The sequence below is a fragment of the Novosphingobium aquiterrae genome (assembly GCF_042434435.1).
GTDB classification, from domain to species: Bacteria; Pseudomonadota; Alphaproteobacteria; order Sphingomonadales; family Sphingomonadaceae; genus Novosphingobium; species Novosphingobium aquiterrae.
Genome location: NZ_JBHLTL010000006.1, coordinates 713711 through 732349, shown reverse-complemented (window position 1 = coordinate 732349; position 18639 = coordinate 713711). Strand labels below are relative to the sequence as shown.

13 protein-coding genes are annotated in these 18639 nt (G+C 62.1%); 8 read left to right on the top strand and 5 right to left on the bottom strand.

What is annotated here, in order from left to right:
• Window positions 1-72 precede the first annotated feature (72 nt).
• The gene (locus tag ACFFF7_RS13375; protein WP_379481838.1) at window positions 73-900 is read right to left on the bottom strand and encodes a ParB N-terminal domain-containing protein; all 828 of its coding nucleotides are present in this window, start codon (window positions 898-900) and stop codon (window positions 73-75) included.
• Between the two features lie 1074 nt (window positions 901-1974).
• Between ACFFF7_RS13375 and ACFFF7_RS13370 the strand changes: the two genes are divergently transcribed.
• Entirely contained in the window at window positions 1975-4413 is a 2439-nt protein-coding gene (locus ACFFF7_RS13370) for a glycoside hydrolase family 3 protein (protein ID WP_379481837.1), read from the top strand.
• Here the strand turns inward: ACFFF7_RS13370 and ACFFF7_RS13365 are convergent.
• From ACFFF7_RS13365 to ACFFF7_RS13345, 4 genes are read right to left on the bottom strand one after another with little or no spacing between them, the layout of a single operon-like run.
• Window positions 4367-5587, bottom strand: a complete 1221-nt coding sequence (locus ACFFF7_RS13365; RefSeq protein WP_379481836.1) for an MFS transporter — start codon at window positions 5585-5587, stop codon at window positions 4367-4369. The two genes, ACFFF7_RS13370 and ACFFF7_RS13365, sit on opposite strands and share 47 nt — an antisense overlap.
• Window positions 5574-6635, bottom strand: a complete 1062-nt coding sequence (locus tag ACFFF7_RS13360) for a LacI family DNA-binding transcriptional regulator (protein ID WP_446686290.1) — start codon at window positions 6633-6635, stop codon at window positions 5574-5576. Before ACFFF7_RS13360 ends, ACFFF7_RS13365 begins: the two co-directional genes overlap by 14 nt.
• Before the next feature lie 3 nt (window positions 6636-6638).
• A complete protein-coding gene (locus ACFFF7_RS13350) occupies window positions 6639-7598 on the bottom strand; it encodes a glycoside hydrolase family 16 protein (RefSeq protein ID WP_379481835.1) in 960 nt (319 codons plus the stop codon).
• A gap of 57 nt (window positions 7599-7655) precedes the next feature.
• On the bottom strand, window positions 7656-11021 hold the full coding sequence (locus ACFFF7_RS13345; RefSeq protein ID WP_379481834.1) for a TonB-dependent receptor: 3366 nt from the start codon (window positions 11019-11021) through the stop codon (window positions 7656-7658).
• A 157-nt stretch (window positions 11022-11178) separates the two neighbouring features.
• On the opposite strand from ACFFF7_RS13345, the gene ACFFF7_RS13340 reads away from it, so the two are divergent.
• The 7 genes from ACFFF7_RS13340 to ACFFF7_RS13310 all read left to right on the top strand — a co-directional run bounded on the left by ACFFF7_RS13340 (window position 11179) and on the right by ACFFF7_RS13310 (window position 18627).
• On the top strand, window positions 11179-12684 hold the full coding sequence (locus ACFFF7_RS13340) for a tryptophan halogenase family protein (RefSeq protein WP_379481833.1): 1506 nt from the start codon (window positions 11179-11181) through the stop codon (window positions 12682-12684).
• Window positions 12685-12819: 135 nt separating this feature from the next.
• Entirely contained in the window at window positions 12820-14355 is a 1536-nt protein-coding gene (locus ACFFF7_RS13335) for an ArnT family glycosyltransferase (RefSeq protein ID WP_379481832.1), read from the top strand.
• Between the two features lie 435 nt (window positions 14356-14790).
• Window positions 14791-15078: a Flp family type IVb pilin gene (locus ACFFF7_RS13330; RefSeq protein WP_379481831.1), complete on the top strand. Its 288-nt coding sequence runs from the start codon at window positions 14791-14793 to the stop codon at window positions 15076-15078.
• Window positions 15079-15616: 538 nt separating this feature from the next.
• Window positions 15617-15814, top strand: a complete 198-nt coding sequence (locus ACFFF7_RS13325) for a Flp family type IVb pilin (protein WP_379481830.1) — start codon at window positions 15617-15619, stop codon at window positions 15812-15814.
• A gap of 66 nt (window positions 15815-15880) precedes the next feature.
• Complete coding sequence (gene cpaB, locus ACFFF7_RS13320) at window positions 15881-16807, top strand: Flp pilus assembly protein CpaB (protein WP_379481829.1); 927 nt, start codon at window positions 15881-15883, stop codon at window positions 16805-16807.
• Window positions 16797-18326, top strand: coding sequence for a type II and III secretion system protein family protein (locus tag ACFFF7_RS13315; RefSeq protein ID WP_379481828.1), 1530 nt, complete (start codon window positions 16797-16799; stop codon window positions 18324-18326). Before cpaB ends, ACFFF7_RS13315 begins: the two co-directional genes overlap by 11 nt.
• Window positions 18316-18627 carry a hypothetical protein gene (locus ACFFF7_RS13310; RefSeq protein ID WP_379481827.1) on the top strand — a complete coding sequence of 104 codons (312 nt, stop codon included), beginning with the start codon at window positions 18316-18318 and terminating at the stop codon, window positions 18625-18627. The genes ACFFF7_RS13315 and ACFFF7_RS13310 overlap by 11 nt, the downstream gene beginning before the upstream one ends.
• The last annotated feature ends 12 nt before the right edge of the window (window positions 18628-18639 follow it).

Genomic DNA, 18639 nt, shown 5'->3' with positions numbered 1-18639 from the left:
AAGGAGGATTGGGGCTTCATCTTCGTTCCTTCGTCACTACGACGAAGCCCCAATCCTCCTTAAATCACAACCTCAAATCTGCGCCATTGGTGCTGACGGGGGACACATGCAAACGTAGAGAATGGCTCCCTGCCGCACATGCTGGATCATGTTGGCGAGAGTGCGCGCCAGGAACTCGGTGAACTGACCCGAGCTCATCTCCCCCGACGCCATCGCGAACTCGCGGTGCCGGACTTGACCAAGACCGCAGACGTGACCATCGATCGGCACATTGTAGGGCGGATCCGTGAACACGATCCCGCCGGCCTCACCTGCCATCAGCGCGGCATAGTCCTCGGCCGAACGTGCGTCCCCGCACAGCAGCCGGTGGCGGCCAAGCAGCCAGATGTCTCCAGGCCGCGTCACCGGCGGCCCGGATCGCTCGATCACCTGATCGAGCAGCGGATCGGCTCCAGCCGGATCAGCTTCAGCTGCGCCGTCGAGAATGGCTTCGATCTCGGCAAGCGGGAAACCGGTCAGATCGATATCGAAATTATCATCGATCAGTTCCTGCAGTTCGATCGCAAGCACCTCCTGATCCCAGCCGGCGTTGAGTGCGAGCTTGTTATCGGCGAGCAAGTAAGCCTTGCGGTCGGACGGGGAGAGATCGCCGATACACAGCACCGGCACTTCGGTCAGGCCGAGGAGTTTGGCTGCGGCAATCCGGCCGTGACCGGCGAGGATCGATCCGGTCTCGTCGACGAGCACCGGGTTGGTAAACCCGAACCGCTCGATCGAGTTTGCGATCTGCCGGACCTGCTTCTTCGAATGGGTTCTCGCGTTGCGCGGCGCCGGTTTCAACGAGCCCGGTGCGCGCATGACGATCTGCTGACGAAACTTGATAGCCTGGACGTGATTCACATCTGCCTCCTACTTCGGACCGGAGGAAGATTAGAAAAGTCATTACTTTAGCGGCAAGCCCATCACTCCAAGCAGCGATACTGCTTCTCAGAGCCTTCTCATGCCCCTCTTAGCCCCTTCTGACTCGGCGGCACTTAGCCGTGACTGCTGCAGACTCGCGAACAGATTGAGCGCATTACAGCGGCTCCCACGCCATCCTCCACAACATCTCGTTCGGTATAAATAACAAAAATCCTGCGGTCACAGATATTGCCCCAGAAACTTAAATCCGGTGCTTCCGCCAAGTAATGCCCATTCACGCCGCCCGCTGTGAGGTGGGCTTCTGAGCGTACTGGAGATTTCGTGATTCGGCCTTCGAGCGCGCTGACCTATTTTTGGGGGTCGCGTGACCAAAAAGCGTCACCGCATCCCACAACGGCCAAATGTGTCCCGTCCGCTGGCAGAGCCCATCCCGCTTAAGCGCGAACCATCTCGGCTTGCCCAACTGGCATCCCGAATCTTGCCGCGATGGCCCAGGTTCGCACAAAGCAATCCCGCCTTGAGGAGGTGTAATCCCACTTTGAACGAACGAAATCCCACGTGCGGTCACAGAATCCCACGAAACACGACGTTTTCGCACGTCAGACGATTGCGAGTTCCCTGCCAATCAGGGCCCAATCCCTGTTAGGCCGGTACGATTTCCCTGTTCTGCATTGTGGAATTCTCTGTTCTGAATGGCGGGATCTTTCCCGAATTTCACAGAAATGCGCAGGTTTTCACCCCAGCTGCGCTGATATCCCAGGCCAAGAAATGCAAGATTTCCCTGTAAATGAGCAATAACAGGGAATTTGCGGGCAGAGCGAGGCGCCCTTCGCACTGCGTCGCGCACCAATCAGTCAGAATTCGGGGCATTTCAGGCGGGCTTGCTGGCCTGCGCTGGCACAGCCACCCCGCTCGGGCGCACCCGCGCTGCCCACCCTGTCCTTCAGCCTTGCCGTGGCAAACCTGCATCCACGTCGCTTGGCGCTTGCATTTGCGGCGCGGCTTTGTCACCTATCGCTTGATAACGTTCACAGCGAACGGGCGGGAGACGGAATGATGCGAAGCACGGCAGGACTGGTCGGGGCACTTGCACTGGCATGGATGCTGGCGGGCTGCGCTTCGGCCACCGGCAGGCCAGACCTTGTCGACGCTCCTCCGGCCGGTGCACTGGTCCATCCAGCGACCTGGCCCGCGGCGGCAAGTCCCTCGGCAATTACCGGTCCCGCCACCGAAGCGATGATCTCGGACCTGATCGCCCGCATGCCGCTGAAGCAAAAGATCGGCCAGCTGATCCAGGCTGACATCAGCGCGATCAAGCCCGCTGATCTGGCGACGTATCCGCTGGGTTCGATCCTGGCCGGCGGCAATTCCGGACCCTATGGCAACGAACGCGCCGATGCGGCTACCTGGGCGCGGATGGTTGGCGAATTCCGCGACGCCTCGCGCAAGGCCGGCAGCGGAATCCCGATCCTGTTCGGCGTCGATGCGGTGCACGGCCATTCCAACCTGCCGGGCGCCACGATCTTTCCGCACAACATCGGTCTTGGCGCGACCCACGATCCGCAATTGGCCGAGCGCGTCGGCGCAGCAGCCGCGGCGGAAATCGCCGGCAGCGGGATCGAATGGACTTTCGCCCCGACCCTGGCCGTGCCGCAGGATCTGCGCTGGGGGCGCTCCTACGAAGGCTTCTCCGCCGACCCGGCACTTGCGGCGCAAATGGGCGCGGCAATGACGCTGGGCCTGCAGGGCCGCCTGCAAAGCGGTGCACCAGTGCCCGGCAACCATGTGGCCGCGACGGCCAAACACTTTATCGCCGATGGCGGCACCCAGGACGGGCGCGACCAGGGCGACGCCCGCATTCCCGAAGCGGAACTGATCGCCAAGCACGCCCAGGGTTATGTGAGCGCAATCGACTCCGGGGCGCTGACCGTCATGGCCAGCTTTTCGAGCTGGAACGGGGTCAAGAACCACGGCAACCGCGGACTGCTGACCGACGTATTGAAGCAGCGCATGGGCTTTGCCGGACTGGTGGTTGGCGACTGGAACGGCCACGGCCAGGTGCCCGGCTGCTCGGCCACCGATTGCCCTGCCGCGGTCAACGCCGGGATCGACCTGCTGATGGCGCCGGACAGTTGGAAGGGGTTGTTCGAATCCACCCTGGCCGCGGCGCGCGACGGGCGCATACCCACGGCCCGGATCGACGATGCGGTGCGCCGGGTGCTGCGGGTCAAGGCCAAGCTGGGCCTGCTGGGCAACGCCCCGGTCAACCGGTTCGACCCCGCTCAGGTCGGCGCCAAGGCGCATCTCGATCTGGCGCGCGAAGTCGTGGCGAAATCGCTGGTCCTGCTCAAGAACAACGGCGGCGTGCTGCCGCTGAAGCCAGGCGCAAAGGTGCTGGTCGCCGGATCCGGCGCAGACAACATGGCGATGCAGGCCGGCGGCTGGACGGTGACCTGGCAAGGCGTCGACACCACCGCCGCCGATTTCCCCAACGGGCAGACCGTCGGCCAGGCAATCGCCGGCGCCGTCCGCGCCAGTGGCGGCCAGGCAACTGTCGCTGCCGATGGATCGACCATGCAGCGCCCCGATGTGGCGGTGGTCATCCTGGGCGAGAAACCCTATGCCGAATTCGAAGGCGATATCGCCAACCTGGCCTTCCAGCCGGGCCCCGACCAGGAAGCGCTGGTCGCGCGGCTCAAGGCTCAGGGCGTGCCAGTGGTCGTGGTCCTTCTGTCGGGTCGTCCGCTGTTTGCCGGATCGCTGCTGAACCAGGCCGATGCCTTTGTTGCCGCCTGGCTGCCCGGCACCCAGGGCAACGGCGTGGCGGACGTGCTCGTCGCGGGCCTCGACGGCAAGCCGCGCCGCGATTTTTCCGGACGCCTGCCCTTTCCCTGGCCTGACGATGCCCGTTCACCGGTGACAGCGCCGCTGTTTCCGTTGGGATACGGCCTGAGCTATGCCCGTCCGCAGGCCGTTGGTGCGGTCAATGCCGATCCGCGCGTGGTGATCGATGCCCAGGCCGCCGCCAGCATTTTCATGCAGCGCGGCAAGGCGCCAACCCCGTGGCACCTGACCATGGACGGCGCGATCACTTCGCGCGCCGTCGATCTTGGCGCACAGGAAGATGCCCGGCAGTTCAGCTGGTCCAGCCCCTCTGCCCTGGCGGTCGAAGGGCCTGCTATCGACCTGACCTCAGCGCTGTCGATTGGCAAGGATCTGCTTATCGATTGGCGGATCGACCGGCGCGGCAAGGGTACGCTGACGCTGGCCATGGGCGGCGGGAGGATCGCGCTTGATCCCTATCTGGCCGCATCTGCCACCGGTCAGGCGGTCCAGACCCGGGTGCCGCTGCGCTGCCTGGCAGCAAGCGGTGCAAAGTTCGATGCGGTGGGCGGCCCGTTCCGGATCGAGGCACCGGCCGGCTTCACGGCAACGCTGCGCAGCGTCACGCTGGTTCCGGGAACTTCGTCGCCCTGCCCGCGCGCGCCATAAGCGCCAGGATGATCGCTGCCGATGCGGCCAGAACGGTAAGCACGATGAACAGGGCCGGAAAGCCGTAACGCGGCACCAGGGCCAGCACCAGCCACGGCATGATCAGCGATGGTCCGGTATTGGTGAGGTTGAACAGCCCCAGATCACGCCCGCGGTGCTGCGGCTGCGGCAGCACGCGCAGCGTCTGGGTGGAATGCAGCGCCAGGAAGACGCTGCTGCTCAGCCCGAAGACGACATAGCCGATCAGCGCGGGTGCGATCGACCGGGACAGGGTCATGATCAGCAAGCCGGATGCGGCAATCGCCGCGCAGGCGGCCAGCGGTTCGATTGGTCTATCATGCCGATCCGACCAGCGCCCGACCGACAGTGCTACGACGACTGCTGCCGCCAGAACGGCCGTAAACAGCGCCGCGACGCGGTGTTCGGCAATGGCCGGGTCAAGCTGCCGCAACCACAGCAGCAGGAACGCGAACAGCGATGCTTCGGAAACCTGCACCAGTAGCCGCGCCAGCCACATCTTCCACACCGCGCGCAGCGAAGCATGGGCTGCAACATCGGCCAGCGCGCGCGGCGCCATTAGCTGCGGCATCGGCCGGGGTCGACCCAACACCAGCAGAGGTGCAACCATGGCTGCGACGATTCCGGCCAGCCAGACCGGGCGGTGCTCTGCCGTGACCAGGCCCTGCCAGGTCACCAGAGCGCCCGACAAGGCACCGGCAGCCGGAGCCAGGGCAAGCAGGCCGCCCAGCAGTCCCTTCTGGCTATCCGGAACGGTGTCACCTGCCCAGGCTGCCAACGGCCCAAGCATAAGGTTGAGCGCCAGCTGCCAGGCGACGATCAGGCAAATCAGCCACCCGCCACCTGGTGCCGAGGGCATCGCCGCCAGCAGCAGGCACGACAGCACCAGACCGGCTGCGATCCACGGCGCGCGCCGTTGCGAGCGATCACTTGCCCAGCCGAAAACGATGTTGCCCAGGCTGGCGGCGATGGCGCCCGCGAAGGCGATCCGGGCCATCAAATGCAGACTTCCGCCCGGCGCAATTTCGGCGACGCGCAGCGGCAAGAGGATCGTCAGGAAGGGAACATAGGCCGCCGACCCGCCACAGGCCGCCAGGGCATAGAGGTACAGAAACCGCGCAGACTGGCGCGGAGCAGGGGCGTCAACCGCGGGCATCGCCGCGCGGCGGTGCCGTGCTGCCCCTTATGACGAGCGTTCCCGGAACGACGACAGGGGCGTCCGGCCCCGTTTCGCCTCTGGTGCCGATCAGCAATTCAACCGCCATCGCAAAAGTCGCCGCGATCGGCTGATCGACGGCGGTCAATTGCGGAATGGTGAAACGGGTGACGGGTGAATTGTCAAAGCTGATCAGCGACAGGTCGTCCGGCACATTCAGCCCGCGGGCAACCGCGGTGTCGAGCGCGGCCAGGGCCATCTGATCGTTGCAGGCGATGATCGCGGTGGGCGGCACGGCGGCATCGAGCAGAGCTTTGGCCGCGCGCACGCCGCTGGCATAACTGAAATCACCCGGTGCGCACAGGCCTTCACAGTCGAGTCCGGCCGCCGCCATCGCCTGGGCCCAGCCCTGCTGACGCCAGGCAGAGATCGTGTATTCGTCCGACCCGCCGATAAAGCCGATCCGTTGATGTCCAAGTTCGATCAAGTGTTCTGCTGCGAGCCGGGCTGAGCCTTCATCCCCCATGGTCATGGCATAGCCCGCGCCCGGCGCTGTCGATCCGATCCGCGCAAAGGGGACGCCGTGCCGCTCCAGCATTTCGGTGATCTGCGCATTTTCCGAATGCGGTGGGGTCAGGATAACGCCGTCGGGCTGCAAGGCGGCGATGGTCGCCCCCAGTTCGCGCTCGACATGGTCGCTATGCGTGTCGACCAGTTCGAAGATCATGCGATAGCCGTATTCGGCGCATTTCAGCATGCCGCCCAGCAGCATCTGGTCGATCCAGTCGTTGCCCTGGCGGGCGTGCCAATCGGCAATGGTCCGCTCACGATCGTTGATCGCCATGACCAGGTAGGAACGCGATCCGCTCATCCGCTGGGCGGCGATCGAGGGAACATAGCCCAGCTTGTCGATCGAGGCCTGGACCCGCGCCTTCATCGCCGGGCGGACGTTGGGCTCGTTGTTGATGACCCGGCTGACGGTCTGCAGCGAAACCCCGGCGTCACTGGCAACGTGCTTGATGGTGACGGCCTGGCGGCGCCTCGCCATGGTTCACTCAGCCCCTTTGCGCGGTCCCATGCATGCCAGCCCCGTATCGGAATCGCGATCGCATTGATAGACCCGGATCCAGTCGATTGCCAATTCGGACGGGACCGATCGCTTCGCAATCCCCTTGTCATTGTTTTCTTCGGCAAGTTTGCCGCCGAATGCCAGGTTGGCCATCAGGTAGAACGGCTGGTCGAACGGCGCGGCGGGATTGCCCTTCGCTTTGCGCGAAGCGGTAAACCACTTGTCCGCGGTCACTTCCCAATAGAGCCGCCCGTCAAGATAATAGCGCAGCAGCCCCTTGCCCCATTCCAGCGTCCAGACATGGAAATCGTCCGAAGGAAGCGACTGGTCGGGCAGCGCGACATGCTGCACGACATAGGTGTTGCCCGGTGGCGCCTTGCCGAAATGCATGGCACTGCTCATCCGGTTTTCACCGACGTTACCTTGGCATTCCGGGCATTTGGCACCAAGATTGACGCCTTCGAGTATATCGATCTCGCCCGACAGCGGCCAGCCGCCGTAAACGTTTTCGGACGGCATCATCCACACTGCCGGCCAGGTCCCCTGCCCCTTGGGCGGACGTGCGCGGAATTCGATCTTGCCGTACTTCCATGCGTGCAGGCCCAGCGTGCGGACCTTGCCCGAGGTATAGTGCTGGGTCACGTCGGGATTCGGCCGTTCGGCGATCTCGGGTGGGCGATCGGGCCCGCGAAAGCGCTCCTTGCGGGCGATCAGGTGGAGCTGGCCGCCGGCGACCCGGACGTTGACCGAGCGATCGGTGTAGCACTGCCGTTCATTGTTGCCCCCACCCCAGCAGGATCGTTCGGGAATCCATTTGGTCCGGTCGAGCTCGCTACCTTCGAACTCGTCCGCCCAGACCAGCTTCCATTGCGGTGCGGGATCGGCGGCCATCGCTGGAAAAGCAGCAAGAACTGCGCCGAGGCCAGCAATCCAGCGGAGCATATGGGGCCTCCGTAGGCTGGCATCGGCCGCCGGGGGTTTCCCGGCGGCCCATGCCGATCAGAAGGTGAAGCGCGCCAGGAAGGTATAGCGCCGGTCGTTTCGGAAGGCCGAGCGCGGGAAGCGGGTTCCCGCAAAATCGACGACCTGTGACGTCCGGGTCACTTCATCCAGCAGGTTCACGCCCTGAACGCCGAGCTTCACATGCTTGTTCACTGCATAGAAAATCGAGGCATCGAGTTGTCCGCTCGCTTCCTGCCAGATCGGTGAAAACGGATAAATGTCATCACGTGGTGTAATCAGAAACGCAGAACGCCAGTTATAGGCGGCGCGCATGGCGAGCGGTCCCTTTTCGTAGAACAACGTGGCGTTGATCGTGTGCTTAGAAAGACCCGCAAGTGGCTGCAGGAAAGCAAACGAGCCGCCAAACAGCTCCTGCCCACCGGTGGTCACCGAAGGCTCGCCAGGATTGGCCAGATTTGCGTTGGTCAGATCCGACCCATCGACATAGGTATAGGTGATCTGCGAACCCAGACCGCTAAGCAAGCCTGGCAGGAAATCATAGGTTTGCTGGTAAGCCAGCTCGAAACCCTTGATCTTGCCGTCCTGCGAGTTCGCTGGCCCCTTGACGACAACATCTACCGGGGTCCCATTGGTGGTGTAGACGACATCGGTAAACCCGGTGTCGACCCTTCCCTTGATGTCCTTGTAGAACACCGCGGCCGTCAGCGAGCCTACACGGCTGAAGTACCACTCAGCAGAAAGGTCGTAGTTCCACGAAGTAACCGGGCGCAAATTGCGGTTGCCGGTGTTCAGGATGAACAGCGGACCAGTTTCGAGCGCATTTGCGCCTGCCGTCTTGAGCGCAGCTGTATTGTCACCGATGAAGCCACCCGCTGCGAAGAGCTGCAGATCAGGGCGCGAGATGCCCTTTGACGCCGCAACGCGGAACAGCAGGCCGCCGCCAACGTCGAGCTTCGCGTTGAAGCTCGGCAGCCAGTGGTCAAAGCGGATCTTGCGGTTGTCGTTCAGGATTTCTCCGGTGAAGGCCGCGGCGAATTCGGCTCTGCGGGCCGCCGAAAGATCGCAATAGCCGCGCACTTGGCCAGGCACGCCTGGTCCGGCGCAATTGGAATTGATTTCGGAAACCTGGACAACCCCATCACCATTGCCGCCATTCGCAACTCTGTCGAACTGGCCGGCATCGGGGAAGCCGATGCGCCCGCCACTTGCAACCTCGGTCTGGACGAACCGCAATCCGAAATTGCCAACGATGTTCCAGCCATTGGCGAAATCGTGGCCGAAGTCGACCCGCGCATAGGCAGACTTGGTAATCTCGCCGACGGTCGAAATCTCGTTGGGGCAGTAGACGCCTTCGATGTCGCAAGGCACCGGAACCCCGGTAAGCGGATCCGGCCGGGTGCGACCATTGACACCAAGATTGCCAGCATTCGGGGTCTGCGAAAATGCCGTGATCTGGTCCCACTGCCCGTCGGTTACGCCAGACAGATATTCCTTGAGGAAATCATCGCCGCCATAGAACCAGGCCTGCCCGTTGGGTATCGGCGTGGGTGCTGCCCCACGCTGGAAATTGCTCCCAAACGGATTGCGCAGCTGGCTGAAGGCAGGAAAGTCGTCGGTATAGGCGCCTCCGGCTATCGCGAAATCCTGACCCGGCAGCCCGGTGTAGAACCGCCCTGGTACAAACGGACAATTCGGGCCGCTACCCCACGGCGCGCAGCCGGCCCGGCCGGCCCACGGTGCGGAGAGATTGCCCCAGGTGCTGAAGTCGGTGTTGCGCGTGGTGCGATCGCGATCCGACCAGCGCGCGCCGAAGCGGGCCTTCTTGAAGAAGCCCTCGCCGATGTCGTACTCCGCGTCGAAGCGCAGCGTGTCCATCTTGCCATCGTTCTTTTCGCGGCTGTCGAGACCGAACCAGTAATAGGTGTAGAAGCCCGAAGAGAAATAATCAGCCGGCGCACCCGGAGGGGCAAGGAACTGGATTTGCGGCGTGTTGCCGGCAAGATTTATGTCGATATCGGCCCAGGTACTCATCGCGCCGAACACCGAATCGCGGCGAAGGTCCGATTCGACACGCTGCGCCTCGAAATTGATGCGCAAGCGATCGCTGACGTTCCATTTGACGTCGAACGAATAATCGGACGTGACCGATTTGGTATCGCGCAGGAAGCGCAGCGAATCGACCGGAATACCGCCCCGCCCGAATGGCGAAGCATATGCGTTACCAGCCCCCTGGGTAAGAACGCCGCTTACGAATCTGCCAGAAGCATCATACTGCCACGCATCGCGCGCCTCGATAACCGGAGTCGTGGGATCATCCCTCCTGCCGATGAGCGCATACTCTTCGGTCGCAAAGCTTGTTTCCGAACGCAACCATTCAAAGGATGCCACGAAATCGCCGGTTGGATCCTCATACTGCAACGTCCCGTTCCAGGCGTTGCGATTCCGATCGAGCGTGGTGGAACGCACCCCGGCATATTCCGGTACGAGGACTGATCCAGCAGGCGGGAAGTTGGAAGCATCGAAGTTTGGAGTGTTCCCAAAGCCACCCGAATTCACATATACTGCCCGAATACAATCGCCGGTCAACGACGGATCGCGATAGCAAGGGTCACCAAGCTGCGAGGCATCGGTGCGGCTTTTCAGCTTCGAATTCGAATAACCGAGTTGCAAGCCGAAGCGGCCCCCACCAGTCTCGATCGTGGTTGAACCGAGGACGTTGAAAGTCGGCGACCATTCCTTGCGCAAATCGCCATAGTTGGCTTCGACCGATCCGGAGATGTGCGTACCCGAGTGATCGAGCGGCTTGCGGGTAACAAGGTTGACCGTGCCGGCAATCGAGCCTTCGATCATATCAGCGGTGACGTTCTTGAACACTTCGACGCGGCCGAGCAGTTCGGGCGAAACGTCGTTGAACGACAAAACGATGCCGCCGTTCGCCGAGAAGATGTCGCGGCCGTTCAGTTCAGAACGAACATAGGGCAAGCCGCGGATGATGACGCCAGTGCCTTCGACCGAAAACCGATCCGGGTCAGAGGGCTTCTCGAACCGGCCGATATTGACGCCGGGTACGCGCTGCAACGCTTCGGCGACCGAACGATCCGGCAGCGCGCCGATGTCTTCGGCGGTGATCGCATCCACAAAGGTATCGGCACGGCGCTTGACGTTCTGGGCGTTCTGCAGCGACGCGCGATAGCCGGTGACGACAATCTCGTTCGAGGTCGATTCTTCGGCGGTATCGACTGGCTTGGGTTTGCCCGCATCAGCCGTATCCGCCGCTGCCGGCGCAGTCTGCGCCAGGGCCGGCTGCGCCATCAGCGCGGCGGCCAGCACCAGGCCGGACGTGGTCGAAAGTGCAGCAAAACGCCCAAAACGCGGCGAGCCAAAGGACTTCGAAGTGGCCAAGGCGATCCTCCCAGATCTTGTCAGCGGGGGCTGATTCCCTCCGTCTATTCTGCGGCCATAGCCTCAAAAGTGATCGTTCACAAGAATCAATTTGAACGTTCACAATTTGCCAAGCCGCGCAAAATTGCTATGCGCGAAGGCAGGGAGAATACGCGCAATGGCCATCGACAAGATCGTGATCGTGGGCGGAGGTACCGCCGGCTGGATGGCGGCTGCTGCGTTGTCGCGGCTTCGCGCGGGGCGCGACCTGGCAATCATCGTAATCGAATCTGAGACTATCGGCACTGTCGGCGTTGGCGAAGCGACAATTCCGCCGTTCGTCGAGTTCAACCAGCTGCTCGGGATCGACGAACGCGCAATGATGGCCGCGGTCCAAGGCAGCTTCAAGCTGGGCATCCAGTTCGTCAACTGGGGCAAGCAGGGCGACAGCTATATCCACCCTTTCGGCGCCTATGGCTATCACATGGGCGGGGTGGCCTTTCATCAGGTCTGGCACAAATTGCGCGAGAGCGGCGACAAGCGTCCGATCCAGGTGTTCAACGTGGAAACCATGGCGGCGCATTTCGGACGCTTTGCCCGCACCGAAGATTACCGGCGCGAAGACCTGCCCCCGGTCAACTATGCCTATCACATCGACGCCGGGCGCTATGCGAAGTTCCTGCGCGGCTATGCCGAACAGCGCGGCGTGGTGCGCCACGAAGGGCGGATAACCGACGTCGCGCTTGACGGCGAAACCGGCTTCGTCACCGCGGTCACGCTGGAGGATGGCAGCGTGAAGCCCGGCGATCTGTTCATCGATTGCTCGGGCTTTCGCGGGCTGCTGATCGAGCAGGCGCTGAAGACCGGGTATGAGGACTGGACCAACTTTCTGCCCTGCGACCGCGCGGTCGCCCTGCCCTGCCTGCGCGAAGACGGCAGCGGCCCTACCCCCTATACCCGCGCCACCGCGCACGGTGCCGGGTGGCAATGGCAAGTGCCGCTGCAGCACCGCAACGGCAACGGACACGTCTATTGCAGCAATTTCATGGGCGATGACGAGGCGCTCGACATCCTGGTCGGCAACATCGCCGGCAAGCCCCAGGCCGATCCCAATCTCCTGCGCTTTACCACCGGACGGCGCAAGAAGTTCTGGAACAAGAACGTCGTCGCGCTGGGCTTGTCTGCGGGGTTCATGGAACCGCTTGAATCAACCTCGATCCACCTGATCAACACCGGGATCAACAAGCTGATTTCGCTGCTTTCGCTCGACGGGATCACCCAGGTTCAGGAAGATGCCTTCAATCGGCTTACGGCCAAGGAATATGCCCGGATCCGCGATTTCCTGATCCTGCACTACAATGCCACCAGCCGCGACGACACGCCGTTCTGGAACCACTGCCGGACCATGGCGGTGCCCGACAGCCTGACCGAGAAGGTCGAACTGTTCCGCCTCAACGGCCAGATCTTCCGCGAAGAGGATGAGCTGTTCACCGAAACCAGCTGGGCCGCGGTAATGATGGGCCAGGGTATCGCCATGGGCGGGCACAACCCGATGGCCGATGCCTTGTCCGGTGCCGACTTCACCCACGAGATCGACGAGATCGAGCAGTCGGTCCGCCACGTCGTCCAGCACATGCCCAGTCACGGCGACTACCTGCAACGCTACTGCCCGGCCGCCGCCTGACAGGCGGGGGCAGGCGCCGCACCCCTGACGATCTGCAGCCCACGTGCTGTCGGCAATTGATGTTCGCGCGGCACAACGGCTATGACGCGAAAAAAGGCGGTCGTGATGCTAGCTACAGTCCGGGGGCCCGCTTTCATGTCCATTCTTTCGCGCACTGCCCGGCGGCTGGAGGCGTTTCCGGATACGCCGGCCTGGTTCGATCGGCATCTGGCCAAACCGTCGTCGCAGTGGCTTGTCCTGGTTGCGCTCGGCCTGGCCTTGCGGATCGCGACATTCGGTGACCCCAACCTCCACGTGGACGAGGCCTGGTATTTCCTGGTGGGCCAGGAAATGCATCACGGCGCCATTCCCTATGTCACGATCTGGGACCGCAAGCCGGTTGGCCTGTTCCTGCTCTATTACCTGTTCGCCGGACTATCGAGCAACGTCCTGGCGTACCAGATCCCGGCCTGGCTGTTTGCCAGCACCACCGCGTGGGTCATTGCCCGCATCGCCGCGCGCTGGACCGGAGCCCAGGGCGCGGTTCTGGCGGGGGCAAGTTATCTGCTCATGCTTGGCCCGCTGGAGGGGTTCGGCGGCCAGACGCCCGTGTTCTACAACCTGCTGATCGCCGCGGCGGCGTGGCTGGTGCTGCAATCGCTGGACGAACTGGACGCGGGACGGCCGGGCTGGCGGATGCTTGCTGCCATGGCGCTGGCCGGCACGGCGCTGACGTTCAAGCAGACCACGATGTTCGAAGCGGCCTTCTTCGGACTTTTCGCCGCCTACCGGCTATGGCGCAGCAGCGCGCCGCGCCTGCGCGCCGCCGGGTGGATCACTGCATGGGTCGTGATCGGGGCAGCTCCGACTTTGGTCACTGCCGCGTGGTATGTCGGGCACGGCTTCTGGCCGGAGTTCTGGCAAGCGATGGTTTTGTCGAACCTGGCCAAGGCTAAACCAAGTGCAGCGGAAATTGCGTTGAGCTCACTCCGATTGTTGCTGAGACTATACCCAATCATTGCGATTGCCTGGCTCGGCACCATCAATCCGTCCTTAAATCGACAGATACGTATTGAACGTCAATTCGCCATTATCTGGATTTTTTCAGCAATATTGGGAGTTGTCATAGTTCCCAATTTTTACACACACTACGCTCTACCGGCCCTGGCTCCATTCATAATCCTCAACGGATTCGCTTTAGGACGACGAGACATAGGCTTTTTTCTTTTTGCATTTATCGCTGCGTTTACTTCACTCCTTTATCCCCCAATGCTGCGTATTGATCATCGCCTGTCGGCCAAGACTATGGACGAAATGTCCACAATTATACGCAAACACGGCGGCGACAAAGGCCTTCTCATTTACGATGGACCCACGCAACTTTATACCATGACCGATACACACCCCGTCTCACGGCTTGCATTTCCGCCGCATCTGAACAATTGGCGAGAGCGCAATGTTAGCTCTTTCGATACCATCGAAGAAGTGCGGCATGCCCTTGCAGTCAAACCGGGCGTAATTGTTACAACTATCACGCCAACCTATACCCCCGGCAATGGCGACACCAGAGAGATGGTGATGGCATATGCCTACAACTTTTGCGAAATTTCAGGCGCGTATCCCTCATACGAGTATACAAGTAATGACTCTTTAATCGTAGTATTTGGCGATTGCTCAAAATATCAGAATTGAAATTTGCGAGATTATTCTTGATTTCTTGCTGAAATGAGCATTCTCTTCGCAAAGATATTCTCCTGGCTCGCTCTGATCTGGCAAATCAACCAAGTTGGATTTGACTGCGATTTCGACAGTAGATTGCGTCGATCAAGGACTGGCGGGCGCGCCTCATCCCGCCCGCACAACGCCAGAATCTTATCATATGATTCGACGATTGCGCCGGTTCACGCGAAAATTTTCAATCGTTAGTTAACCATCGCGGTTTACGTTATTGAAAGATTAACTCCTTGAAATTCAGAGTTAAAAATTTCTGAATCATTGCCAATTGACGCAGTGCGGCAATCCATGGAGTCTTAATGCATCCCATGGGGAACCAAGCGCGAATGGATCGGTGCGAAACACTGGTCTCTTAGAAAAAACAGGGTCGCGCCGGTTCCAGTCAAGCCCCCCATGGAGATCGGCTTTCGCGTTTCGGCGTGGACGCTTTTCGAAAATCAGGTGCCTTCCTCGATAGGGGAAGGTGACATTCAAGGGGTGAAACCAATGACCAAGTTCTTTCGTGATTTCGTTCGTGATGAATCCGGCGCTGCGGCTGCCGAATACGCGCTGATCCTCGCCATTGTTGGCGCTGGCATCGCCGGCGCTGCCTTCTTCCTGGGCGGTGAAGTCAGCAAGGGCATCACCGGCGCTGGCAAGAAGATTTGCGCCACACCTACGGGCGGTTCGTCGATCTGCTGAGCGACTAGCAGCCTAAGATCGTAATTGAAGGAGCGCGGCCGGGCAAACCGGTCGCGCTTTTTCGTACCCACGCGCAGAAGGGCTCTGTACCCGGCGCTGGCCGCGCAGCGTGACATGCGGGCCACAGCAGCAGCATCCCGTTAAGTCTGATTGTTAATAACCGCTTGCCGATTCACGGAAAAGGTCGCACTATGATTCGTGGAATTCTGCCATTCCAGGTGTCGCGATAATGCAACGATTAACCAATGCAGTTCACCTTTTGGCAAGGTAAGCTTTTGAGATAACAGGTTAAAAATTTCCTACCCGCGAATGATTGACGCAGTGCGGCAATCGGGAGAGGGTTTGAACGTCCCCGTGGGGAACCAAGCGCGAAAGGGCCGGTGCGAAACCGCTGGCTTTAAATCAAAACAGGGTCGCGCCGGTTCCAATCATGCCCCACCCCACGGCGATGGATCCTCGGCCAGCCGGTCGATGGTCAGACAATCAATGGCTCACCGCTTCCGTCGATGGAGCGGAAGCGTATGAAGGGGTGAATACCATGACCAAGTTCTTTCGTGATTTCGTGCGTGATGAATCCGGCGCTGCGGCGGCCGAATATGCTCTGATCCTGGCGATCGTCGGTGCCGGCATTGCCGGTGCGGCCTTCTTCCTGGGCGGAGAAGTCAGCAAGGGCATGACCGGCGCTGGCAACAAGATTTGTGCTGTTCCGGCGGGCGGCACCACGTCGATCTGCTAAGACCTCTGTTACCGACCGTGGCGGGATGATCCCGCCACGGTCATTTTCTGATTTCGGGGGACTATCATGGGGCAGCGGAACATCATCGCGATTGCGCTGGCAGTATTCATCGGCCTGATCGCGGTCTATATGGCCAATATCTATTTCTCGGCGCGCGAGACGCAGCAGGAGAAGGTTGCCGAACAGAACCGCATGGCGCGCATCGTCGTCGCCTCGCAGGAGCTGGCCTTTGGCACCGCCCTGTCCCCGCAAAACGTCCGTTTCACCAACTGGCCGGCCAATTCGGTGCCCACGGGCGCCTTCACTTCGATCGAGGAAGCCACGCGCAACCGCGTTGCGCTGCGCCCGATCGTGGTGGGTGAACCGGTTCTGGCATCGAAGGTTTCCGGCACGGATGGCCGCGCCACGCTGTCGGCCAATCTGCCGGTCGGCCAGCTCGCCTTCGCGATTCCGATCAATGATGTCGCCGGGGTCGGCGGCTTCGTCCGCCCGGGCGACGTCGTCGACGTGCTGTTGACCCGCACCATCCCGGGCGAGGGCAACCAGAACGGCGACAAGATGACCGACGTGCTGCTGGAAGCGGTACCGGTTCTGGGCATCGATCAGGTCGCCGACGAAAAGAACACCCAGCCCGCGATCGGCAAGACCGCCACCGTGCAGGTCGATACCTTTGGCGCGCAGAAGCTGGCCCTGGCCATGCAGTCGGGCACGATGAGCCTGGCATTGCGCAACGTCGCCGATCAGGTGACGGGGGCACGCAAGACCGTGACCCGCAACGATCTGGGTGGCCGCTTCTTCATGCCCTCACGCGCTGCCCGCCCGAACAATCCCGGTGCCGCCGCGGCGCTGGCCATGGCGGGCGCTGCCCGCCGCATGGCCATGCCGTCCGGTCCTTCCGGACCCGCCATGGCGCCGCCGCGGCCGGCCGGCCCCAGCATGACCGTCGTGCGCGGAACGCGCGCTTCGCAGGAGGAGTTTATCCGTGGCTACTGATCGCAGCACGTGGCGCGCGGCACTTGGTGCAGCAGCCCTCCTCGCCGGATCGGCGCTGACCGCCGCCGTTGCCCTGCCGGGCACGGCCCTGGCCGGTCCTTCGATCCACGCCGGCACGCTGGAAGTCCCGCTCAACAAGAGCGAGGTGCTCAACGCCGACCGCCCGATCGCCAAGGCAATGATCGGCAATGACAAGATTGCCGACATCCTGCCGATCTCCGACCGCTCGATCTATGTTCTGGGCAAGGCGATGGGCACGACCAGCCTGACCCTGTACGATACCGCAGGCCGGGTCATATCGGTGATGGACGTCGCCGTCGGCCCCGACGTCGAATCGCTGCGCAAGCAGATTGCCGATCTGGTTCCCGGCGAATCCATCGACGCCAAGATTTCGAACGAATCGGTGGTGCTGACCGGCATGGTCAACAACCCCGGCGCGGTCGACCGCGCGGTGCAGCTGGCCAAGAGCTTTGCCGGTGACAAGGTCATCAACCTGATCTCTGTCGGGTCGAGCCAGCAGGTCATGCTTGAGGTCAAATTTGCCGAAGTCAGCCGTAGCGTCGGCAAGGAAATCGGGATGGGCTTCGGCGGCGCCGACAGCGTTGGCAAGTTTTCCGGCGTGATCGGCAAGGGCGCCAGCACCACGGCGGGCGCGCTCGCTACCGCACCGTTGCAGCTGAGCACGCTTACCGATCAGTTCGGCATCTTCCGCAACAATTTCTCGATCGGTGGTTTGAACCTGACTGCCTTCATCAACGGCCTGGAATCCAAGGGCATGGCCAAGACCCTGGCCCAGCCGTCGTTGATGGCGTTGTCGGGCGAAAAAGCCTCGTTCCTCGCTGGGGGTGAGTTCCCCGTACCGGTCGCCCAGTCGAGCGGGGGCGGCGGAGTCGGCGGTGCCCAGGCGATCACCGTGGAATTCAAGCAGTTCGGCGTCAGCCTGGGCTTCACCCCCACGGTTCTGGGTGACAAGACCATCAATCTGATCGTCGAACCCGAAGTCAGCGCAATCGATCCCAGCGCCTCGTTCTCGGTCGGCAACATCACGGTGCCGGGCCTGCGCACCCGCCGCGCCAGCACCACGCTGGAACTGCGTGACGGCGAAAGCTTCGCCATTGCCGGTCTGCTGTCGCGCGATTTCCAGACCACGGTCGATCAGGTTCCGTTGCTCGGCTCGATCCCGATCCTCGGCGCTCTGTTCCGCTCCACCAATTTCAAGCGGGGCGAGACCGAACTGCTGATCGTCGTCACGCCGCATCTGGTCGCGCCGATCCGGCCGGACCAGGTTCGCCTGCCGACCGACCGGGTGCGCGATCCGGACGAGGCTGAAACCTTCCTGATGGGCAATGCCTATCATCCGCAGGCCCTGCCGCCTGCCGGCCCCAGCAACCTCGATGCCGGCGGTGGCGGGACAGCCACGCCACCTGCCCCGTCGGCCAAGAGCCAGGAACTTCCCGCCGCGCCTGCGCCGCAGGCCAAGGGCGAGCAGCCCGCCAAGGAGAGCGACTATGCGTACTAGGATTACCCTGCTCGCGCTCGTTGCCGCACCGCTGGCACTGGCCGGATGCGCCACCGATGGCGCCGGCATGAAGATGGCCGACAACTGGGGCGAGGCCAATCGCCAGACGATGGCAGCGCAGATCATCGATCCCGATCCGCAGTACGATACGGCCAATCCCCTCACCAGCGGCGACCACGCCGCCAAGGCAGTGGACCGCTACAACAAGGATCAGGTCAAGAAGCCGGACAAGGTCCGCACCACCAATATCGGCACCGGCGGCGGTGGCGGTGGCGGCGGTGGCAGTTCGGGCGGGAACTAGGAGCGAAGCGAG

What these genes read in the sequence shown, in the direction of transcription:
- ACFFF7_RS13325 (WP_379481830.1), top strand. Translation starts at nt 15,617, where the DNA reads ATGACCAAGTTCTTTCGTGATTTCGTGCGTGATGAATCCGGCGCTGCG.
- ACFFF7_RS13335 (WP_379481832.1), top strand. Translation starts at nt 12,820, where the DNA reads ATGTCCATTCTTTCGCGCACTGCCCGGCGGCTGGAGGCGTTTCCGGAT.
- ACFFF7_RS13365 (WP_379481836.1), bottom strand. Translation starts at nt 5,587, where the DNA reads ATGCCCGCGGTTGACGCCCCTGCTCCGCGCCAGTCTGCGCGGTTTCTG.
- ACFFF7_RS13350 (WP_379481835.1), bottom strand. Translation starts at nt 7,598, where the DNA reads ATGCTCCGCTGGATTGCTGGCCTCGGCGCAGTTCTTGCTGCTTTTCCA.
- ACFFF7_RS13360 (WP_446686290.1), bottom strand. Translation starts at nt 6,635, where the DNA reads ATGGCGAGGCGCCGCCAGGCCGTCACCATCAAGCACGTTGCCAGTGAC.
- ACFFF7_RS13330 (WP_379481831.1), top strand. Translation starts at nt 14,791, where the DNA reads ATGGAGATCGGCTTTCGCGTTTCGGCGTGGACGCTTTTCGAAAATCAG.
- cpaB (WP_379481829.1), top strand. Translation starts at nt 15,881, where the DNA reads ATGGGGCAGCGGAACATCATCGCGATTGCGCTGGCAGTATTCATCGGC.
- ACFFF7_RS13310 (WP_379481827.1), top strand. Translation starts at nt 18,316, where the DNA reads ATGCGTACTAGGATTACCCTGCTCGCGCTCGTTGCCGCACCGCTGGCA.
- ACFFF7_RS13370 (WP_379481837.1), top strand. Translation starts at nt 1,975, where the DNA reads ATGATGCGAAGCACGGCAGGACTGGTCGGGGCACTTGCACTGGCATGG.
- ACFFF7_RS13340 (WP_379481833.1), top strand. Translation starts at nt 11,179, where the DNA reads ATGGCCATCGACAAGATCGTGATCGTGGGCGGAGGTACCGCCGGCTGG.